Below are 17,033 nucleotides of genomic sequence, written 5' to 3' on the forward strand. Positions count from 1 at the left end.
CCTGATCAACCCCGAGGGGTGGAGACATTAACTTGGCCACCAGCGGGGACCACAACTTGGCCGTTGACACCGGCGGCTTCCGCAGCCTCGACGAGGGGCAGCGCGTGGAGTTCGAGATCGGACAGGGCCAGAAGGGCCCGCAGGCCCAGGGCGTCCGCGTCATCTGACCCGAGTTCCGCCTCGGTACGAGAGCCCGCCTACCTGACCGTGGGCGGGCTTTTGGGTCCGCTTCTCGACGGCACCTCGTATCTTCCCTGTGGCCGCGCTGTGGGGGAACCGGTCTCGGGGTTCGCCGCGGTGCAGGCGACAAGCGGTGCAGGTGACAAGACGGACGGCCCGTCGGCGCGAGCTGATCCACCTTCACCGGGACGCAGGATCCCCCTGACCGACGCCCCCCGGCGCCATGTGGAGGAAGCGGAAGTGCGGCCGTCTTCGGCGGAGCGGGTCTCGATCGGTCAATCGGGTACTCGATGCCCCGGTGCACGATGATGCAGCGCCCGGCTGCGACGATGTTGCGGTACCAGTCCACGTCTGGCCCGTAGGTCAACTCGATCATGAAACCGCCGGGGACCCCGGCGATCAGCAGCGGTGTCTCGTAGGTCCGGCCCGTTCGCCGTCCGACGTGGCGGACCAGCGACCACGGGCCGATGCCGGCGCGGGCCAGCGGCCGCGTCACTCGGTTCATGGTCCGGCTCTGGAGCCGTAGGAAGGCCGATGTCGCGGTCCATCTCCGCAGCGAGTGCGTCGGCATGTCGATCCTCCTGCGCGCGTGGCACGCGGTCTGAGACGCCGGCCGGCATCCGGCGTGAGCATCCCCGGCCGGACCGTCCAGGTCCACGCTTGCCCGACCCGCCTCCGCCGGTCAGGGCCCAAGGTCCCGACCGCATCGTGTCCTGCGGGCAGCTGGTTCCGATGGTGGCGAGCAGGAGCTCGAGGGTCTCGAGCCAGGACTCGATCGTCGTGCGCAGCGAGGCGCGGGTCTTGACGTGGCGCTGCTCGGTCACCTGGGCACGGAAGCCGCGCAGGATCCTCTTGGCCTCGGCCTCGTCGGTGCTGGATCCGCGCAGGTCGAGCTGCTGTCCGGTCACCGGGTCCGTTCCGACGTAGAGGTTCGCCTGGAACGAGTTGCCGCGGCGCCGGATCATCCCCTCCGTGCGGGGCTTCGGCGGGTTCTTGGCCACGCAGCGACGGTAGCCATTGCCACGGTCAATGCCATCAACATGGCATAGTGATCTTGAAACCAGCAAAGATGCTGGTCAAGTGTGGTGGAGACGAGGGGAATCGAACCCCTAACCCCCGCCTTGCAAAGGCGGTGCTCTGCCAATTGAGCTACGTCCCCTTACCGATCGGGGCGAGCCCGCTCGGCTGGAGCGGCTGGGCGCTGCGGCTCAGCTGTTGGTGGCCTCGTGCCAGAGGTCGTTCTCCGAGCGGGACGCACGGATCTTCGAGAAGACCAGAGCGCCCGCTGCGAGGGCGGCGACGACGAGAAGAAGCTTCTTCATGTGATCCTGCCTTTGTCCCCGAGGATTGTGGGAGTGGGCCTAGCTGGATTTGAACCAGCGACCTCGTCATTATCAGTGACGCGCTCTAACCAACTGAGCTATAGGCCCCCTGCGGCGAAGACGAGGTTACCCCAACGCCTCCGGCAGCCGACAACCGGATACCCCTCGGCGTCGGTGATCCCTCATCGATCAGTCCCGCTCCGAGAGCGTGACCTCGATGCCACCCACGAGATCAGCGGAAACGTTGTAGACGAACGCCCCGACCGTCATGGCGACGGCGAACAGGAGGCTGTTGATGGCCCCCACGATCGCGGCCAACCCGAACACGCGGCCGGCACTGATCAGCGGGCTGCCCGACGGGGTGTCGCCGGAGACCAGGTCGGCGTAGGTGCCGTTGAGCCGATCCCAGACGCCCATGCCGCTGAGCACGCCGTAGAGCACGCCGACGGCAACGAGCCACACCAGGAACAGCACCACGGCCAGCACGAGAGCCAGCTTGAGCACCGACCACGGATCGAGCCGTTTGAGCTGCAGGGAGGCCTGGCGGGGGGCCCGGTTGCGCACCGCGCGGACCGGTGACCAGCCCTCCGGCTCCGACTCCTCGGCACCGCTGTTGGACGCGGCGGGGCGAGGTGCGTCGAGGAACGTGGTGGGTCCCTCGTCGAGCAGGCCACCGGCCGGGCGGGGCACGCTGACGGTGGCGGCGTCCATCGATTCCTGGCCGGGAACACGGGCCCACGGCGGCGGGTTGGCCGCGGCCGGACCCGGACCCGGCACCGGGCCGGGGGCCGGGGACGGCGCGTTCACCGGGCGGGTGACCTGCGCCGTCGCCGGCCGCTGCTGCGTGCCGGCGCCGTCGTGGCCCGCGGAAGCCGTGCCGTTGGCAGGCGAGGGCAGCCGCATCTCCTTGGTGATCTCGTCGCCGCCGTAGGACGGTGCGAAGTTCGCCCCCGCCGCCGGCTTCGCCGAGCTCGGACCGGGTGACGGATTGCGGGCCGGCTCGCCGGAACCGCCCGTGACCACCGGAGCGGTCTCGGCCTCCGGAGTGCCGGCCGGAGCCGGATCGGTGGCCGATCCGGCTCCGTTGGAGCCTGCAGCGCCCGATCCCCCAGCGCCCGATCCCCCAGCGCCCGGAACCGCAGCGCCCGACTCCGTGCCCTGCTCGGTGCGCGGCGACGGTTGCGGAACCACCCGATCGGGTGTGGCCGGAGTGCCGTTGCCGGCCGCCGCGGCCTTGCCCGCAGGGGCGGCGCCGGCCTGATCGCCCGTGGCCACGGTGCCGTGGCCGTCGGGCTCGTCAGGTGTGCTCGTCGTGTCGTTCACGAGGTGCAGGTCTCCTCGGGTGCCGTGTCGAACGCCGGCTCGGTGGTCGGTGGGTCGGTGGGTCGGTGGGTCGGTGGACCAGGGTGATCGATCGGCGGGTGGGCAACCGCCCGCGTCAGCTCTCGGTCTCGTCCTCGTCATCCTCGGCGTTGCGAGCGACCGCCAGCAACGTGGAGCTCTCACCGAGGTTCATCAGACGAACACCCTTGGTCTGCCGCCCAGCCTTGCGGACCTCCCGCGCCGACGTCCGGATCACCCCGCCGGTCGAGGTGATCGCGTACAGCTCGTCGTCGATCCCGACGATGAGCGCACCGACCAGCGTGCCACGTCTGCGGTCGTACTGGAGCGTGAGAACGCCCTTACCGCCGCGACCCTGCACCGGGTAGTCCTCGATCGGGGTGCGCTTCGCGTAGCCGCCCGCCGTGGCGACCAGCACGAACATGTCGGCCTGCACCACGGCGAGCGACAGGAGCCGGTCGCCTGCGTTGAACCGCATACCGAGCACACCGGACGTGGCCCGGCCCATCGGGCGCAGCACCTCGTCGCTCGCGGTGAACCGGATGGACTGACCTTCGGCCGACACGAGGAGCAGGTCGTCGTCCGAGGAGCACAGCACCGCGCCGACGAGCTCGTCGTCCTCACGCAGGTTGATGCCGATGAGGCCACCCGAGCGCGGCGAGTCGAAGTCGGTGAGCTTGGACTTCTTGACCAGACCATTTCTCGTCGCCAGGACGAGATAGGGCGAGGCCTGGTAGTCCTTGATCTTCATGACCTGGGCGATCTGCTCGTCGGGCTGCAGCGCGAGCAGGTTGGCGACGTGCTGGCCACGCGCGTTGCGGTTGGCCTCTGGCAGCTCGTAGGCCTTCAGCCGGTAGACGCGGCCCTTGTTGGTGAAGAACAGCATCCAGTCGTGCGTGGACGTGACGAAGAAGTGGGCGACGATGTCGTCCTGCTTCAGCGTGGCGCCCTGAACGCCCTTGCCGCCGCGCTTCTGCGCCCGGTACAGGTCGGTCTTGGTGCGCTTCGCGTAGCCGGTCTGCGTGATCGTGACCACGACGTCCTCGACCGCGATGAGGTCCTCGTTGGTGACCTCGCCGTCGTCGGGCACGAACTGCGTGCGCCGCTCGTCGCCGTGCTTCTCGACGATCTCGCTCAGCTCGTCACGGACGATCTGCCGCTGCCGCTCCGGCTTGGCCAGTATGTCGAGGTAGTCGGCGATCTCGAGCTCGATCTCGGCCAGCTCGTCGATGATCTTCTGGCGCTCGAGTGCGGCGAGGCGCCGCAGCTGCATGTCCAGGATCGCGGTGGCCTGGATCTCGTCGATGTCGAGCAGCTCGATCAGGCCGACCCGCGCGACGTCGACGGTGGCCGACGCCCGGATCAGCGCGATGACCTCGTCGAGCGCATCCAGCGCCTTGACGTAGCCGCGCAGGATGTGGGCCCGCTCCTCGGCCTTGCGCAACCGGTAGCGGGTGCGCCGGACGATGACCTCGATCTGGTGGCGGATGTAGTTGCGCACCACCTGGTCCAGGCGCAGCGTGCGGGGCACGCCGTCGACGATGGCCAGCATGTTGACACCGAAGCTGTACTGCAGCTGGGTGTGCTTGTAGAGGTTGTTGAGCACGACCTTCGCGACGGCGTCCCGCTTGAGCGTGATGACGATGCGCATGCCGATGCGGTCGGACGACTCGTCGTTGATCTCGGCGATGCCCGCGAGCTTGCCGTCGCGGTGCTGGCTCGCGATCGACTCGATCAAGTTGTCCGGGTTGACCTGGTAGGGCAGCTCGGTGGCGACGAGGATGGTGCGCCCCTTGGCATCCTCCTCCACCTCCACCACCGCGCGCATCCGCACCGAGCCGCGGCCCGTGCGGTAGGCCTGCTCGATGCCGTCGCGGCCGGCGATGAGGCCGGCCGTCGGGAAGTCCGGGCCCTTGATGCGCTCCATCAGAGCGGCGAGCAGCTCGTCGTCGGTGGCTTCCCAGTTGTCCAGCGCCCACACGACGCCGTCGCCGACCTCGCGCAGGTTGTGCGGCGGGATGTTGGTGGCCATGCCGACGGCGATGCCGGAGCTGCCGTTGATCAGCAGGTTGGGCACCCGGGCCGGCAGGACGTCGGGCTCCTGCGCCTTGCCGTCGTAGTTGTCGGAGAAGTTGACGGTGTCTTCGTCGATGTCCTGCAGCATCGCCATGGCCAGCGGAGTGAGTCGGCACTCCGTGTACCTCATCGCGGCAGCCGGGTCGTTGCCCCGGGACCCGAAGTTACCCTGCCCGTCGATGAGCGGGTAGCGCATCGACCAGGGCTGGGCCAGCCGCACGAGTGCGTCGTAGATCGACGAGTCGCCGTGGGGGTGGTAGTTACCCATCACCTCGCCGACGACGCGGGCGCACTTGACGTAGCTGCGCTCGGGCCGGAAGTTGTTCTCCCCCATCGAGTACAGGACACGCCGGTGCACCGGCTTGAGCCCGTCCTCGACGAGCGGCAGCGCGCGGCCGACGATCACGCTCATCGCGTAGTCGATGTACGAGCGCTGCATCTCCTGCTGGATGTCGACCGGCTCGGTGCGGTCGCCCTCCGGCGGCGGGGGCAACGTGGGATCGAGAGTGTCCGTCACGTACGTGGTCCTTCTGTGCAGGCGGGTGCGAAGACGTCCAGGCTGTTACACGTCAAGGAAGCGCACGTCCTTGGCATTGCGCGTGATGAACGACCGGCGCGACTCGACGTCCTCGCCCATCAGGATCGAGAACAGCTCGTCGGCGGTGGCGGCGTCGTCGAGGGTGACCTGCAGCAGCACCCGATAGGCCGGGTCCATCGTGGTCTCCCACAGCTCCTTGGCGTTCATCTCGCCGAGGCCCTTGTACCGCTGGACGCCCTCCTCCTTCGGGATCTTCTTGCCGGCTGCGCGGCCGGCCTCGATCAGCCCGTCGCGCTCGCGGTCGGTGTAGGCGAACTCCGGCTCGGCGCCCCGGCCGCCCCACTTGATCTTGTAGAGCGGCGGCTGCGCCAGGTACACGAACCCGTGCTCCACCAGCGGCCGCATGAAGCGGAACAGCAGGGTGAGCAGCAGGGTGCGGATGTGCTGGCCGTCGACGTCGGCGTCGGCCATCAGCACGATCTTGTGGTAGCGCAGCTTCGACAGGTCGAACTCGTCGTGGATGCCGGTGCCCAGCGCCGTGATGATGGCCTGGACCTCGGTGTTCTTGAGCACCCGGTCGATGCGGGCCTTCTCCACGTTGATGATCTTGCCGCGGATCGGGAGGATGGCCTGGAACATCGAGTCGCGGCCCGACTTGGCCGAACCGCCGGCGGAGTCGCCCTCCACGATGTAGACCTCGGACTTCGAGGGGTCCGTCGAGCGGCAGTCGGCCAGCTTGCCGGGGAGGCCGCCGATGTCGCCTGCGCTCTTGCGGCGCACGAGCTCGCGCGCCTTGCGCGCCGCCGCACGGGCCTGCGCCGACTGCACCGCCTTGTTGACGATGACCTTGGCCTCGGTGGGGTTGCGCTCGAACCAGTCGGCCAGCCACTCGTTGCTGACGCGCTGCACAAACGACTTGACCTCGGTGTTGCCGAGCTTGGTCTTGGTCTGGCCCTCGAACTGGGGCTCCTTGACCTTGACCGAGACGATCGCGGCGAGGCCCTCGCGGATGTCGTCGCCCGAGAGCGCCGCGTCCTTCTCCTTGAGCAGCTTCTTGTCGCGCGCGTACTTGTTGACCGTGGTGGTCAGCGCGGAGCGGAAGCCCTCCTCGTGGGTGCCGCCCTCGTGGGTGTTGATGGTGTTGGCGAACGTGTACACCGACTCGGTGTAGCCCGAGTTCCACTGCATCGCCACTTCGACGGCGTGGCCCTCGCCCTCACCGGTGAAGGACACCAGCTTCTTGTGGATCGGGTCCTTGCTCTTGTTCAGGTGCGCGACGAAGTCCTCGAGCCCGTTCGGGTAGCAGAACGTGTACTCCTTGACCTTCGCGACGTAGCCCTCGGCGTCGGGCTCCTCGGCGTCGGCGGTGTCGCCGTTGCGCTCGTCGCGCAGGGTGATGGTGAGCCCCTTGTTGAGGAAGGCCATCTCCTGCAGGCGGCGGCGGATCGTCTCGATGTTGTAGACGAGGGACTCGAAGATGTCCGGATCGGCCCAGTAGGTGATCGTGGTGCCGGTCTTGCGAGTGGGTTCGCCCTTGTACAGCGGGCCGGGAACCGACCGGGTGTAGAGCTGGCGCCACTCGAAGCCGTCGGTGTTGATCTCGACGTCGAGCCGGGTGGACAGCGCGTTGACCACCGAGATGCCGACGCCGTGCAGGCCACCGGACACGGCGTAGGAATCGCTGTCGAACTTGCCGCCGGCGTGCAGCATCGTCATGACCATCTCGACGGCCGGCTTCTTCTCCACCGGATGCATCCCGACCGGGATGCCGCGGCCGTCGTCGACGACCTTGATGCCGCCGTCGGCCTGGATCGTGACGTCGACGCGCGTGGCGTAGCCCGCCATCGCCTCGTCGACGGCGTTGTCGACGACCTCCCAGATCAGGTGGTGCAGACCGCGCTCACCGGTGGAGCCGATGTACATGCCGGGGCGCTTGCGTACCGCTTCGAGGCCCTCGAGAACGGTGATCGACGATGCGCTGTAGCCGCTCTTCTTCTCCGCCACGGGCTGCCTTGTCTCCTCGCCATGAAAAGCTCCAGCTGACGCGGCCGGAACCGCGGATGTGGAGCCTGCTCGACCGGGCGCGATCGGGGAATGCCCGGAACACTCCATCATCATACCGGTGCGGCCCGACAGGAACGCGGCTAGGACACCCCTGTAAGGGTCGGAGAACGCCGATCGTGGAATCGGACGAGTCCGCAAGGCTGCGGCGGTCCTTCGAACGTGCTGCGACGTCGTCACGGCGCCCTGAGATGCCACCTGACGGCCCCGAGCGGTGCTTCCGGCGTACGGGGCTGGACAAAATCAGCCGTACGTGTCGCGCGGGCCGCGTCCCCGCACCGTGCGCGGGCCGTGCCGCCAGCTCGGACCGGTGGGCGCGACGACGCGGATCCGCCGCACCACGTCCTTGCCGACTGCCGCCGCCAGCCTGCTCAGCATCTGGCGTTGCAGGGTGCGCAGCTGCGTGGCCCACGCGGTCGACTCCGCCTGCAGCACCAGTTCGCCGTCGCGCAGCGACATCGGCGTGCAGTGGTCGGCGATGTCGGGCCCGACCAGCTGCGGCCACCGCCCCAGCACCGTGGCGTCGGTCAGGCGCGGGGACCAGCCGCGGTCGAGCGATACCCGGGCCACCAGGCTGCCGAACGTCTGCGGATCGCGCTCGTCGGGTCCGGAACCCGACCAGCGCCGCCTGCGACCGCGGCCGGCGGGTTTACGCCCTGTGTGCTGCGCGTTGCGCTCTGCTGACCGCTGCGCCGAGGCCTCCCGGGCGGCCCGCAGCGCGTCGCGCGCGATGTCGGCTCCGCGACGACCGGTTGAGCTCTCGCCATCCCCAGGGCTGGGGACAACCGGCCCCGATGGGGTTGCGTTGGGCGGTTCACTTCGGACGGCGGGCGGTCGTTTGCGCTCGTCATCACCAGTGCGACGCGAGTTATCCACAGTATCCACAACCTTGTCCCCAGGTGGCCTGGATCACAGTGGATCCTCTGACGTGCTCGGATCCGCTGCAGCTCGGACGGTACCGTCACCCACCGCAAAACGGACGCCGCGCAGGCCCCCGGGCACGTCCGCGTCGACCGCAGCGGTGATCAGCACCTGTTCGGCCCGTTCGGCGACGTCTGCGAGCGCTCGGCGACGGCGCGTATCCAACTCGGCGAAGACGTCGTCGAGGATCAGCACCGGCTCGACGTCGTCCTCGCACAGCAGCCGGTAGGACGCCAGCCGCAGTGACAGCGCGATCGCCCACGACTCGCCGTGGCTCGCATAGCCCTTCGCCGGCCCGGCACCGAGCGAGAGCTCCAGGTCGTCGCGGTGCGGACCGACCAGGCACACCCCGCGTTCCACCTCCTGGCGCCGCACCCGGACCAGCGCCTCGAGCAGCATCGGCTCCAGCTCGGCAGCCGAGCGGGGCAGCTCGCCCGACTGACCGTCCGCGAGCAGGCTCGACCGGTATCCCAGCGCGATCGGGTCCGACGACGGGGCCACCTCGGCGAACGCCGCAACGGCGAAGGGCGCGATCGCGCCCACCAGGTCCAGCCGGCCGGCCAGCAGCGCCGCCCCGTGGTGGGCGAGATGGCCGTCCCACACGTCGAGGGTGCTCAGGTCGGCGCGCCCGTTGCGTGCGGTCTTGAGCAGCGCGGACCGCTGCCGCAGCACCCGGTCGTAGTCGGATCGGACCGTGGCGTAGCGCGGGTAGCGCGACACCAGCAGGTCGTCGAGGAACCGACGGCGCTCACCCGGATCGCCGCGCACCAGCGCGAGATCCTCGGGGGCGAACAGCACGGTGCGCAGGATGCCCAGCAGGTCGCGCGGCTTGGCCGGAGCACCGTTGCGCCGGGCCCGGTTGGCCCGACCTGCGGTGATCTCCAGTTCGACGGTGAGCTCGCGCCCGTGGTGCACGACCTGGCCGCGCACCACCGCGTGCTCGGCACCTCGGCGGATCAGCGGTGCGTCGGTGGCGACGCGGTGCGAACCGAGCGTCGCGAGGTAGCCCGCGGCCTCGACGAGGTTGGTCTTGCCCACCCCGTTGGAGCCGACGAGCACCGTGACGCCCGGTTCGAGATCCAGCTCCGCCTTCTCCCACGATCGGAAGTCGGCGACGGCCAGGCGGCGCAGGTGCATCCGTTAGCTCTGGGTGGAGCCCGTGCCAGAGCTCGGGCCGGCGTGCTCACCCGGGGTGCCCGACGGGCCGGCCGCGGTCTTCACGGCGTGGCCGCCGAACTGGTGGCGCAGCGCAGCGACCGCGCGCATCGCGGGGGAGGAGTCCTGCCGGGACGCGAACCGCGCGAACAGCGCTGCCGAGATCACCGGCAGCGGGACGGCGTGGGTGATCGCTTCCTCGATGGTCCAGCGACCCTCGCCGGAGTCGTCGACGTAGTCGTCCAGCTTCGCCAGGCCCGGGTCGTCCTTGAGCGCGAGGACAAGCAGGTCGAGCAGCCAGGAGCGCACGACAGTGCCGCGCGACCAGGCTTGCAGGACCGCGGGCACGTCGGTGACGATGTCGACGGCCGACAGCAGCTCGAACCCCTCGGCGTAGGCCTGCATCAGGCCGTACTCGATGCCGTTGTGCACCATCTTCGAGAAGTGACCCGCCCCGACCGGGCCTGCGTGCGCGAAGCCCTCCTCGCGGGGGCCCTCCGGGCGCAGCGCGTCGAAGATCGGCATGGCGAGCTCGATGTGCTCGGGGGCGCCACCGGCCATCAGGCCGTAGCCGTTGTCCTTGCCCCAGATGCCGCCGGAGACGCCGCAGTCGGCGTAGCCGATGCCCTTCTCGGCGAGCAGCGCCGCGTTGGGGGCGTCGTCGGTGTAGCGCGAGTTGCCGCCGTCGATCACCAGGTCGCCGGGTTCGAGCACCTCCGACAGCGCCTTGACGGTGCTGCGGGTGGGATCACCGGAGGGCACCATGACCCAGACGACGCGCGGCGCCGTGAGGGCGGCCGCGAGCGCTGCCAGCGACTCGACGTCGGTGACCTCGGGCCGCGGGTCGTAGCCGATGACCTCGTGGCCGGCGGCACGCACGCGGTCACGCATGTTGCCACCCATCTTGCCCAGCCCGATGAGTCCGAGTTGCACGGTGTCGCTCCTGGTTCGTCGTTCGGGTGGAGGTGGCCCGTGCGGGCCGGCCAGCAGTGGCCGGGGTCAGCCGGGCAGTCGGACGGGCATCAACAGGTGCAGGTAGCCGGGCACCGGTTCCGCAGTATCCACTCCCCCGGCATCCGACCCCGCCTCGGAGTCGGGTGCGGGGGCCGGCACCGGCCGCACGAGCGCGGGCCGGTTGGGGGTGGTGAACGTGAGCTGGGCGCGCTCGGTGTGGAGCGCCCCGAGGGAATCCAGCAGGTAGCCCGGGTTGAACGCGATGGTCAGCGCCGTGCCGTCGAGCTCGCAGGAGAGCTCCTCCTCGGCACTGCCGACGTCGTCGCCACCCGCGGCGAGCCGCAGCCCGTCCTCGCCGAACTCCATCCGGACCTGCGCGACGCGGTCGGTGACGAGCGCGACCCGCTTGATGGCCTCGATGAGCCCGGCCACCTCGACGATCGCGGCGCTCGTGTGCTCGGCCGGGATCAGCTGGCGGAACCGCGGGAACTCGGCGTCGAGCAGCCGGGTGGTGGCGCGGCGGCCGCCGCCGGTGATGCCCAGCATCCCGTCACCCGCCGACAGCGCGAGCTGCACGGTGCCGGCCCCGGCGAGGGTCTTGGCGACTTCGGCGAGGGTGCGGGCCGGGATGAGCACGGCGCTGGACTGCTCGGTGTCCTCCGGCGTCCACTCGATCTCGCGCACCGCGAGCCGGAACCGGTCGGTGGCCGCGAGCGTGAGGCGCGAGCCCTCGATCTCGAGGCGGATGCCGGTGAGCATCGGCAGGGTGTCGTCCCGACCGGCGGCGACGGCCACCTGCGCGACGGCCTGTCCGAGCTGATCGGCGGCGACGGAGCCGGCGAGCTGCGGCATCGACGGCAGCTGCGGGTAGTCCTCGACCGGCATCGTCGGGAGGCTGAACCGGCTGTTGCCGCAGTTGATCGTGGCGCGGGAGCCGTCGACCACGAGGTCGACGGGCTTCGACGGCAGTGCGCGGGTGATGTCGGCGAGCAGCCGGCCGGAGACGAGCACCCGGCCGGGATCGCCGATGGTGGCGTCGAGCTCGACCCGTGCCGAGGTCTCGTAGTCGAAACCGGCCACGGTGAGGCGATCGCCATCGGCTCCGGAGGTGGCCTCGATCAGAACGCCGCCCAGTACCGGAACCGGCGGTCGCGCCGGGAGGCTGCGAGCGACCCACGCGGCGGCATCGGCCAGTACGTCGCGTTCGACCCGGAACTTCATGGGCGGGGACCTCTCGGCGCTGGCGGTGACGGGGCAGATGGCGTGACCGGCACCGAGGTGCGTTGCCGGTCGGGTCGTGACGTCGTGCGGTCCTGATGTTCCACGAGCTTGCCTGGAAGCAACCGGGACGGGTCGTGCGGCCGGAGTCGACTCGAGCCGACTCCGAGCTGGGAGACCCACCGTAGAGCCTGCCATCGGCGGGTGTCACCCCGGCCGGTGTGTCCTCGATCCGGTACGACCCGATCACTCGATCCACACCGTTGTTGTTCTTTTAGTTATTCATGAAGAGAGATCCAGCAGTAGTACTAACACCTGTGCATAGTGTGGATGGACGCCGTTTATGCAGCTCAGAGGGTGTGGCGTGGTGTGGATCCAGCCATGGGATGGCCGGTGGGTGGATCGAGCGAGCGGTGGATGGACGGCGATGAGGCCAACCTGTCCCCGAGATGAACACCGGTTGTCCACGACTTGAGGGCCATCCGTCCACGGGCCGATGGCCGTCCATCCACAGAGTTGTCCCCAGATGTGGGTGAAGAGTGGTCGCGCGGGAACGCAGAGTGCCCGGTTTCGTCGGGCGGAGCACGGTGCGGGGGCGGTGATGAACTCACTGAAGTCCCTCAGGGCACATGAGAGAGAACGCTCCGTGACGAAAACGGTGACGGTCGACGTGCTGCAGGCACCCCCGGAGCGGTGAATCGCCGTCCGGAGCCGTCGAGCGGTGCGCGTCGCGGCACCCGGGAGCGTCGTGCAGCTGCGCCCAGCATCTCGGTCGGCACGTCCGGGTGCTTTCCGCGTTGATCTCCAGGTTGATCTACGGGCAGATCTTCGGTGATCGACACGAAGATCCGCCCCTGACGACCGGGCGCTGTGGATGGGATCGGGGGCGGCGGCCCGAGGCGGCGGCCCGGACGTCAGCAGGGTGGCTCTCCTGGCGTTCGGGCCGGCCCCAGCGGCCCCCGCTTCTCCCCGGACAGCAGAACGCGCTCCCTTATATAGGGAGCGCGTTCAGGCGTGCGGGGTGCGAAGGCCCCTCAGTGGCGGGCGCGCTGCTTGATGCGCGCCGTGAGCTCCTGGACCTGTTCGAAGGTCTTGCGGCGCTGGGCGATCTCGTTGCGGATCTTCTTGTCCGCGTGCATGACGGTGGTGTGGTCGCGGCCGCCGAACGTCTGCCCGATCTTCGGCAGCGAGAGGTCGGTCAGCTCCCGACACAGGTACATGGCGATCTGGCGCGACTGCGCGAGCGCCTTCGTCTTGCCCGGTCCGCACATCTCGTCCATCGTGATGCCGAAGAAGTCGGCCGTGACGGCCATGATCGTGGGCGCCGTGATCTCGGAGGCGCCCGAATCCGGGATCAGGTCCCGCAGCACGATCTCGGCGAGCTGGGTGTCCACCGGCTGGCGGTTGAGCGACGCGAACGCCGTGACCCGGATCAGCGCGCCCTCGAGCTCGCGGATGTTGCGCTCGATGCGTTCGGCGATGAACTCCAGCACGTCACCGGGAACGGCGAGCCGGTCCTGTGCGGCCTTCTTGCGGAGGATCGCGATCCGCGTCTCCAGCTCGGGCGGCTGGATGTCGGTGATGAGGCCCCACTCGAACCGCGTGCGCATCCGGTCCTCGAGCGTCTCGAGGCGTTTCGGCGGCCGGTCGGAGGAGACGACGATCTGCTTGTTGGCGTTGTGCAGGGTGTTGAAGGTGTGGAAGAACTCCTCCTGGGTGCCTTCCTTGCCCTCCAGGAACTGGATGTCGTCCACCAGCAGCACGTCGACGTCGCGGTAGCGGCGCTGGAACGCCACCTTGCGGTCGTCGCGCAGCGAGTTGATGAAGTCGTTGGTGAACTCCTCGGTGCTGACGTACCGAACCCGCATCCCGGGGAACAGCCGCTGGGCGTAGTGACCGACCGCGTGCAGCAGGTGGGTCTTGCCCAGTCCGGAGTCGCCCCAGATGAACAGCGGGTTGTAGGCGCGCGCCGGCGCCTCTGCGACCGCAACCGCGGCCGCATGGCTGAACCGGTTGGAGGCGCCGATGACGAACGTGTCGAAGGTGTACTTCTCGTTGAGCCGGGTCTGCGACCGCGGCTGCACCTGCTCGTTGGCAGGTGGACCGACGTAGGTGGGCCAGACCTCGGCACCGCGCCCGTCGCCGCCACGGCCATCGCCCCGGCCGTCGCCGCCTCGTCCGTCGCCGCCTCGTCCGTCGCCGCCTCGTCCGTCACTGCCCCGGCCATCGGCCCCGCGCCCGTTGCCGACGCGCTGAGCATCGGAACCGTCGTCGACGGGGAGCGGGCCGGTGGTCGGCAGCGCGGCGCCGTCGAGACCGGGGAGGACAGCGGTCTGGTTGCCGACCGGATCCCCCACCCCGATGTCGCCCGCCCCGTTGCTGCTGCCCATGGGCATCGGCGACATGCCGGAGTGCGACATGCCGGAGTTGTGCATGCCGGAGTTCTGGCCGGGACCGCGGCCGGGTGGATCGGGGACCTCGGTGCCACCGGAGGCCGCCGAGGCGTCGACGACGACGGCGAGGTTGACCGCGACACCGAGGTGGCGGCCGAGCGCGTCGCTGATCGGGTGGCGCAGGATCCGCTCGATCGCGTCCTTCGCGAACTCGCTCGGCGCCGCGAGCAGCGCGGTGCCGTCGATGAGACCGAGCGGGCGGGTGAGCCTGAGGAACGCGCGCTGCTGCGGTGAGAGCGTCTGCGCCCCCGAACCCGCGGATGCACCGGAGAGATCGGCGATCACGCGGTTCCACACCTGTCCGAGATCGCCTGGCTGGTCGGCCACCGGTCGGCACTCCTCTCCGGTCGTCGCCATTTTCGGACAAATCTCCCGTCTCGTTCGAGACGGATCATCCCCAGACTTGTCCACACCTGTGCGCAAGACCGTACGCGGGCCCGCCGAGTGATACTCGTGCGGCCCGTGCCGGGCGACATGTGCGGCGATCCCCCCGGATCGCGATGAAGGGGGCACGCTAACAACGTCAGCCGCTTGTCACAACCCGCACCCCCGGCGCAAGGTGCATCGGGTTGACAGGCGCGGGGGCGCGGGGCCTGGTTTGACCCTCCTTCGCGGGGTTGCGTACCCTGGAGACAACCGTGTCCGCGCCTGCGCGTCGCGTGCCGTCCTCTCGACGGCCGATGACGCGTGCGGGCACCAGAGCAGTACCGCACCATCGTCCGACAGACCATGCACGATGATCATCGACGGCCGGCTCCGATCGCCGTCGACCAGGAGAGCGACCGTGAGCAAGGGCAAGCGCACCTTCCAGCCGAACAACCGCCGCCGCGCACGCACGCACGGGTTCCGGCTGCGTATGCGTACCCGTGCCGGGCGCGCCATCCTGGCCGCCCGCCGCGGCAAGGGCCGCGATCGGCTCTCGGCCTGATTCGGTAGCCCGGTGTTGCCGGCCGGTTCCCGGCTCACACACCGGGACGAGTTCGCCTCCGTCATGCGGCGTGGGCGGCGCGCGGGCCGGTCCAGCCTCGTGGTGCATCTGCATCGATCTGGTGACGGGTCAGAGGCACGGGCCGGTTTCGTCGTGAGCAAGGCCGTCGGAGGATCAGTGGTGCGACACCGCGTCACCCGGCGACTGCGTCACCTGGTGGCTCCTCTGCTGCCGACGTTGCCGCCCGGTGCGTTGCTCGTGGTCAGGGCACTGCCCCCGGCCGCTGCGGCGTCATCGGCCGAGCTCGGCCTCGATCTCGAGGCCGGTCTGCGCTCCGCCGTCCGCAAGCTCGCCGCGGGTGCTCGGTGAGCACCGGCGACGCGGGCGATGTCACAGCCGATGAGGCAGCTGCCGGCACACCGATCGAGGCACGGCGTCCGATACTGGTCAGGGCCCTGATCGCGGTTGTGCGTGGCTACCAGCGCCACGTCTCCCCGGCGCTGCCCCCGAGCTGTCGTTTCTATCCGTCCTGCAGCGCCTACGCCGTCGAAGCGCTGCAGGTACACGGTGCACTGCGGGGCACGTGGCTCACGGTCCGGCGCCTGCTGCGCTGCGCACCGTGGCACCCTGGTGGTATCGACCTGGTGCCGCCCGCTCGTGATGACCGCCCGGCCCAGGAACACCGCGAGGAGCAGGCTCCGTGCTGAACTTCATCTACTACCCCGTGTCCTGGATCCTCTGGTTCTGGCACAAGGCGTTCAGCTTCGTCTTCGTCGGCGACGGCGTGCCGGGTGGCATCTCCTGGGCACTGAGTGTCGTCTTCCTCGTCTTCACCCTCCGCGCCATCCTGTACAAGCCGTTCGTCGGCCAGGTCCGCTCGATGCGGAAGATGCAGGAGTTCCAGCCCGAACTGCAGAAGGTTCGCAAGAAGTATGCGAACGACAAGCAGAAGCAGGCTGCGGAGATGCAGCGGCTGCAGAAGGAACACGGCGTCAACCCCCTCGGCGGCTGCCTGCCCGTCCTGCTCCAGGTTCCGGTGTTCATCGGCCTGTTCCACGTGCTCCGCGAGTTCGGCCCCCTCAACGGTGACGGCTCGCCGCGCACGCAGAACTACGGCTTCGACCTCGAGGGCGTCCGCTCGTTCAACAACGCGAGCCTGTTCGGGGCGAAGCTCGGCTCCTGGGTCACGCAGGGTCCGGCAGCGCTCGAGGCGGCCGGCACGTCCATCACGAGCATGCTGATCGTGATGATCCCGCTGATGATCGCGGCCGGCGTCTTCACCCACATCACGGCCCGGCACTCGGTGGCCCGGCAGACCGCGGCGCAGGCGGAGAACCCGCAGACCGCGATCATGCAGAAGCTGATGCTCTACGTCTTCCCCGTCGGTGTCGTCGTCGGTGCGCCGTTCCTGCCGCTGGCGATCCTCCTCTACTGGGTCTCCAACAACCTGTGGACGCTGGGCCAGCAGTACATCGTCTACAAGAAGATCGACGCCGAGCAGGCCGAGAAGCGCGAGCAGACCACGGTCACCCGGCAGGCGCTGGCACCGAAGGTCGGCCAGAAGCCGGTCCGCCCGGAGACGGTCGCGGATGCCGACGCCGCCGTCGATGAGCCGAAGCCGAAGACCCCCGGTGCGAAGCCGATCGCGCGGAGCCCGCGCAAGCCCACGAGCTCGACGAACGGCTCCGGGCGCAACGGTGCGGCCGTCAACGGCTCCGGTGGTGCCAACAACGGTGCGGGTGCCAGCAGTGGAGGCGGCCAGCGGCCGTCCGCGCGGCGCCCCCGTAAGCGGCGCTGACCACGAACCACGAGCGGTCGCCCGCGTCGGCGACCGTGGTGGCGCGCCGGGCTCACCCGGAGCGTCACCTCAGGAGTTTCGGGAGAGG

General features: G+C 69.5%; 14 protein-coding genes, 2 tRNA genes and 1 pseudogene. 6 read left to right on the plus strand and 11 right to left on the minus strand.

Annotated features, from left to right (window positions below):
• Positions 1 to 17: 17 nt before the first annotated feature.
• Positions 18 to 167, plus strand: a pseudogene (locus tag ACFPFQ_RS43235) (cold-shock protein); the annotation flags it as partial.
• Between the two features lie 819 nt (positions 168 to 986).
• Entirely contained in the window at positions 987 to 1,229 is a 243-nt protein-coding gene (locus tag ACFPFQ_RS43240; protein WP_379629093.1) for a hypothetical protein, read from the plus strand.
• A gap of 34 nt (positions 1,230 to 1,263) precedes the next feature.
• Here ACFPFQ_RS43240 and ACFPFQ_RS43245 read toward each other — a convergent pair.
• The 11 genes from ACFPFQ_RS43245 to dnaA form a co-directional block, all read right to left on the minus strand.
• Positions 1,264 to 1,339: transfer RNA gene (locus ACFPFQ_RS43245), tRNA-Ala, on the minus strand.
• Between the two features lie 49 nt (positions 1,340 to 1,388).
• Entirely contained in the window at positions 1,389 to 1,502 is a 114-nt protein-coding gene (locus tag ACFPFQ_RS43250; RefSeq protein WP_379629094.1) for a DLW-39 family protein, read from the minus strand.
• 34 nt (positions 1,503 to 1,536) lie between these two features.
• A tRNA-Ile gene (locus ACFPFQ_RS43255) sits at positions 1,537 to 1,610 on the minus strand.
• Between the two features lie 81 nt (positions 1,611 to 1,691).
• Positions 1,692 to 2,825, minus strand: a complete 1,134-nt coding sequence (locus ACFPFQ_RS43260; protein WP_379629095.1) for a DUF3566 domain-containing protein — start codon at positions 2,823 to 2,825, stop codon at positions 1,692 to 1,694.
• Positions 2,826 to 2,940: 115 nt separating this feature from the next.
• Positions 2,941 to 5,436: a DNA gyrase subunit A gene (gene gyrA / locus ACFPFQ_RS43265; protein WP_379629096.1), complete on the minus strand. Its 2,496-nt coding sequence runs from the start codon at positions 5,434 to 5,436 to the stop codon at positions 2,941 to 2,943.
• Positions 5,437 to 5,481: 45 nt separating this feature from the next.
• Positions 5,482 to 7,461: a DNA topoisomerase (ATP-hydrolyzing) subunit B gene (gene gyrB / locus ACFPFQ_RS43270; RefSeq protein ID WP_379629097.1), complete on the minus strand. Its 1,980-nt coding sequence runs from the start codon at positions 7,459 to 7,461 to the stop codon at positions 5,482 to 5,484.
• Between the two features lie 300 nt (positions 7,462 to 7,761).
• Positions 7,762 to 8,088, minus strand: coding sequence for a DUF721 domain-containing protein (locus tag ACFPFQ_RS43275; RefSeq protein ID WP_379629098.1), 327 nt, complete (start codon positions 8,086 to 8,088; stop codon positions 7,762 to 7,764).
• A 339-nt stretch (positions 8,089 to 8,427) separates the two neighbouring features.
• Positions 8,428 to 9,576, minus strand: a complete 1,149-nt coding sequence (gene recF / locus ACFPFQ_RS43280; RefSeq protein WP_379629099.1) for a DNA replication/repair protein RecF — start codon at positions 9,574 to 9,576, stop codon at positions 8,428 to 8,430.
• 3 nt (positions 9,577 to 9,579) lie between these two features.
• Positions 9,580 to 10,527, minus strand: coding sequence for a phosphogluconate dehydrogenase (NAD(+)-dependent, decarboxylating) (gene gnd, locus ACFPFQ_RS43285; RefSeq protein WP_379629100.1), 948 nt, complete (start codon positions 10,525 to 10,527; stop codon positions 9,580 to 9,582).
• A gap of 66 nt (positions 10,528 to 10,593) precedes the next feature.
• Complete coding sequence (gene dnaN, locus ACFPFQ_RS43290) at positions 10,594 to 11,769, minus strand: DNA polymerase III subunit beta (protein WP_379629101.1); 1,176 nt, start codon at positions 11,767 to 11,769, stop codon at positions 10,594 to 10,596.
• A 1,031-nt stretch (positions 11,770 to 12,800) separates the two neighbouring features.
• Positions 12,801 to 14,546 (minus strand): chromosomal replication initiator protein DnaA, encoded by a 1,746-nt coding sequence (dnaA, locus tag ACFPFQ_RS43295; protein WP_379629102.1) that lies wholly within the window; start codon positions 14,544 to 14,546, stop codon positions 12,801 to 12,803.
• 457 nt (positions 14,547 to 15,003) lie between these two features.
• Here dnaA and rpmH point away from each other — a divergent pair, with 457 nt between their 5' ends.
• The 4 genes from rpmH to yidC are packed head-to-tail and all read left to right on the plus strand — an operon-like array spanning position 15,004 to position 16,945.
• The gene (rpmH, locus tag ACFPFQ_RS43300; RefSeq protein ID WP_379629103.1) at positions 15,004 to 15,147 is read left to right on the plus strand and encodes a 50S ribosomal protein L34; all 144 of its coding nucleotides are present in this window, start codon (positions 15,004 to 15,006) and stop codon (positions 15,145 to 15,147) included.
• A 12-nt stretch (positions 15,148 to 15,159) separates the two neighbouring features.
• On the plus strand, positions 15,160 to 15,516 hold the full coding sequence (gene rnpA, locus ACFPFQ_RS43305; RefSeq protein ID WP_379629104.1) for a ribonuclease P protein component: 357 nt from the start codon (positions 15,160 to 15,162) through the stop codon (positions 15,514 to 15,516).
• Entirely contained in the window at positions 15,513 to 15,854 is a 342-nt protein-coding gene (gene yidD, locus ACFPFQ_RS43310; protein ID WP_379629105.1) for a membrane protein insertion efficiency factor YidD, read from the plus strand. Before rnpA ends, yidD begins: the two co-directional genes overlap by 4 nt.
• Entirely contained in the window at positions 15,848 to 16,945 is a 1,098-nt protein-coding gene (yidC, locus tag ACFPFQ_RS43315; protein ID WP_379629106.1) for a membrane protein insertase YidC, read from the plus strand. The genes yidD and yidC overlap by 7 nt, the downstream gene beginning before the upstream one ends.
• Positions 16,946 to 17,033 lie beyond the last annotated feature (88 nt).

Source organism: Pseudonocardia sp. GCM10023141, from assembly GCF_042653605.1.

Excerpts from the sequence above, each read along its gene's own strand:
- ACFPFQ_RS43250 (WP_379629094.1), bottom strand. The coding sequence starts at position 1,502 with ATGAAGAAGCTTCTTCTCGTCGTCGCCGCCCTCGCAGCGGGCGCTCTG.
- recF (WP_379629099.1), bottom strand. The coding sequence starts at position 9,576 with ATGCACCTGCGCCGCCTGGCCGTCGCCGACTTCCGATCGTGGGAGAAG.
- dnaN (WP_379629101.1), bottom strand. The coding sequence starts at position 11,769 with ATGAAGTTCCGGGTCGAACGCGACGTACTGGCCGATGCCGCCGCGTGG.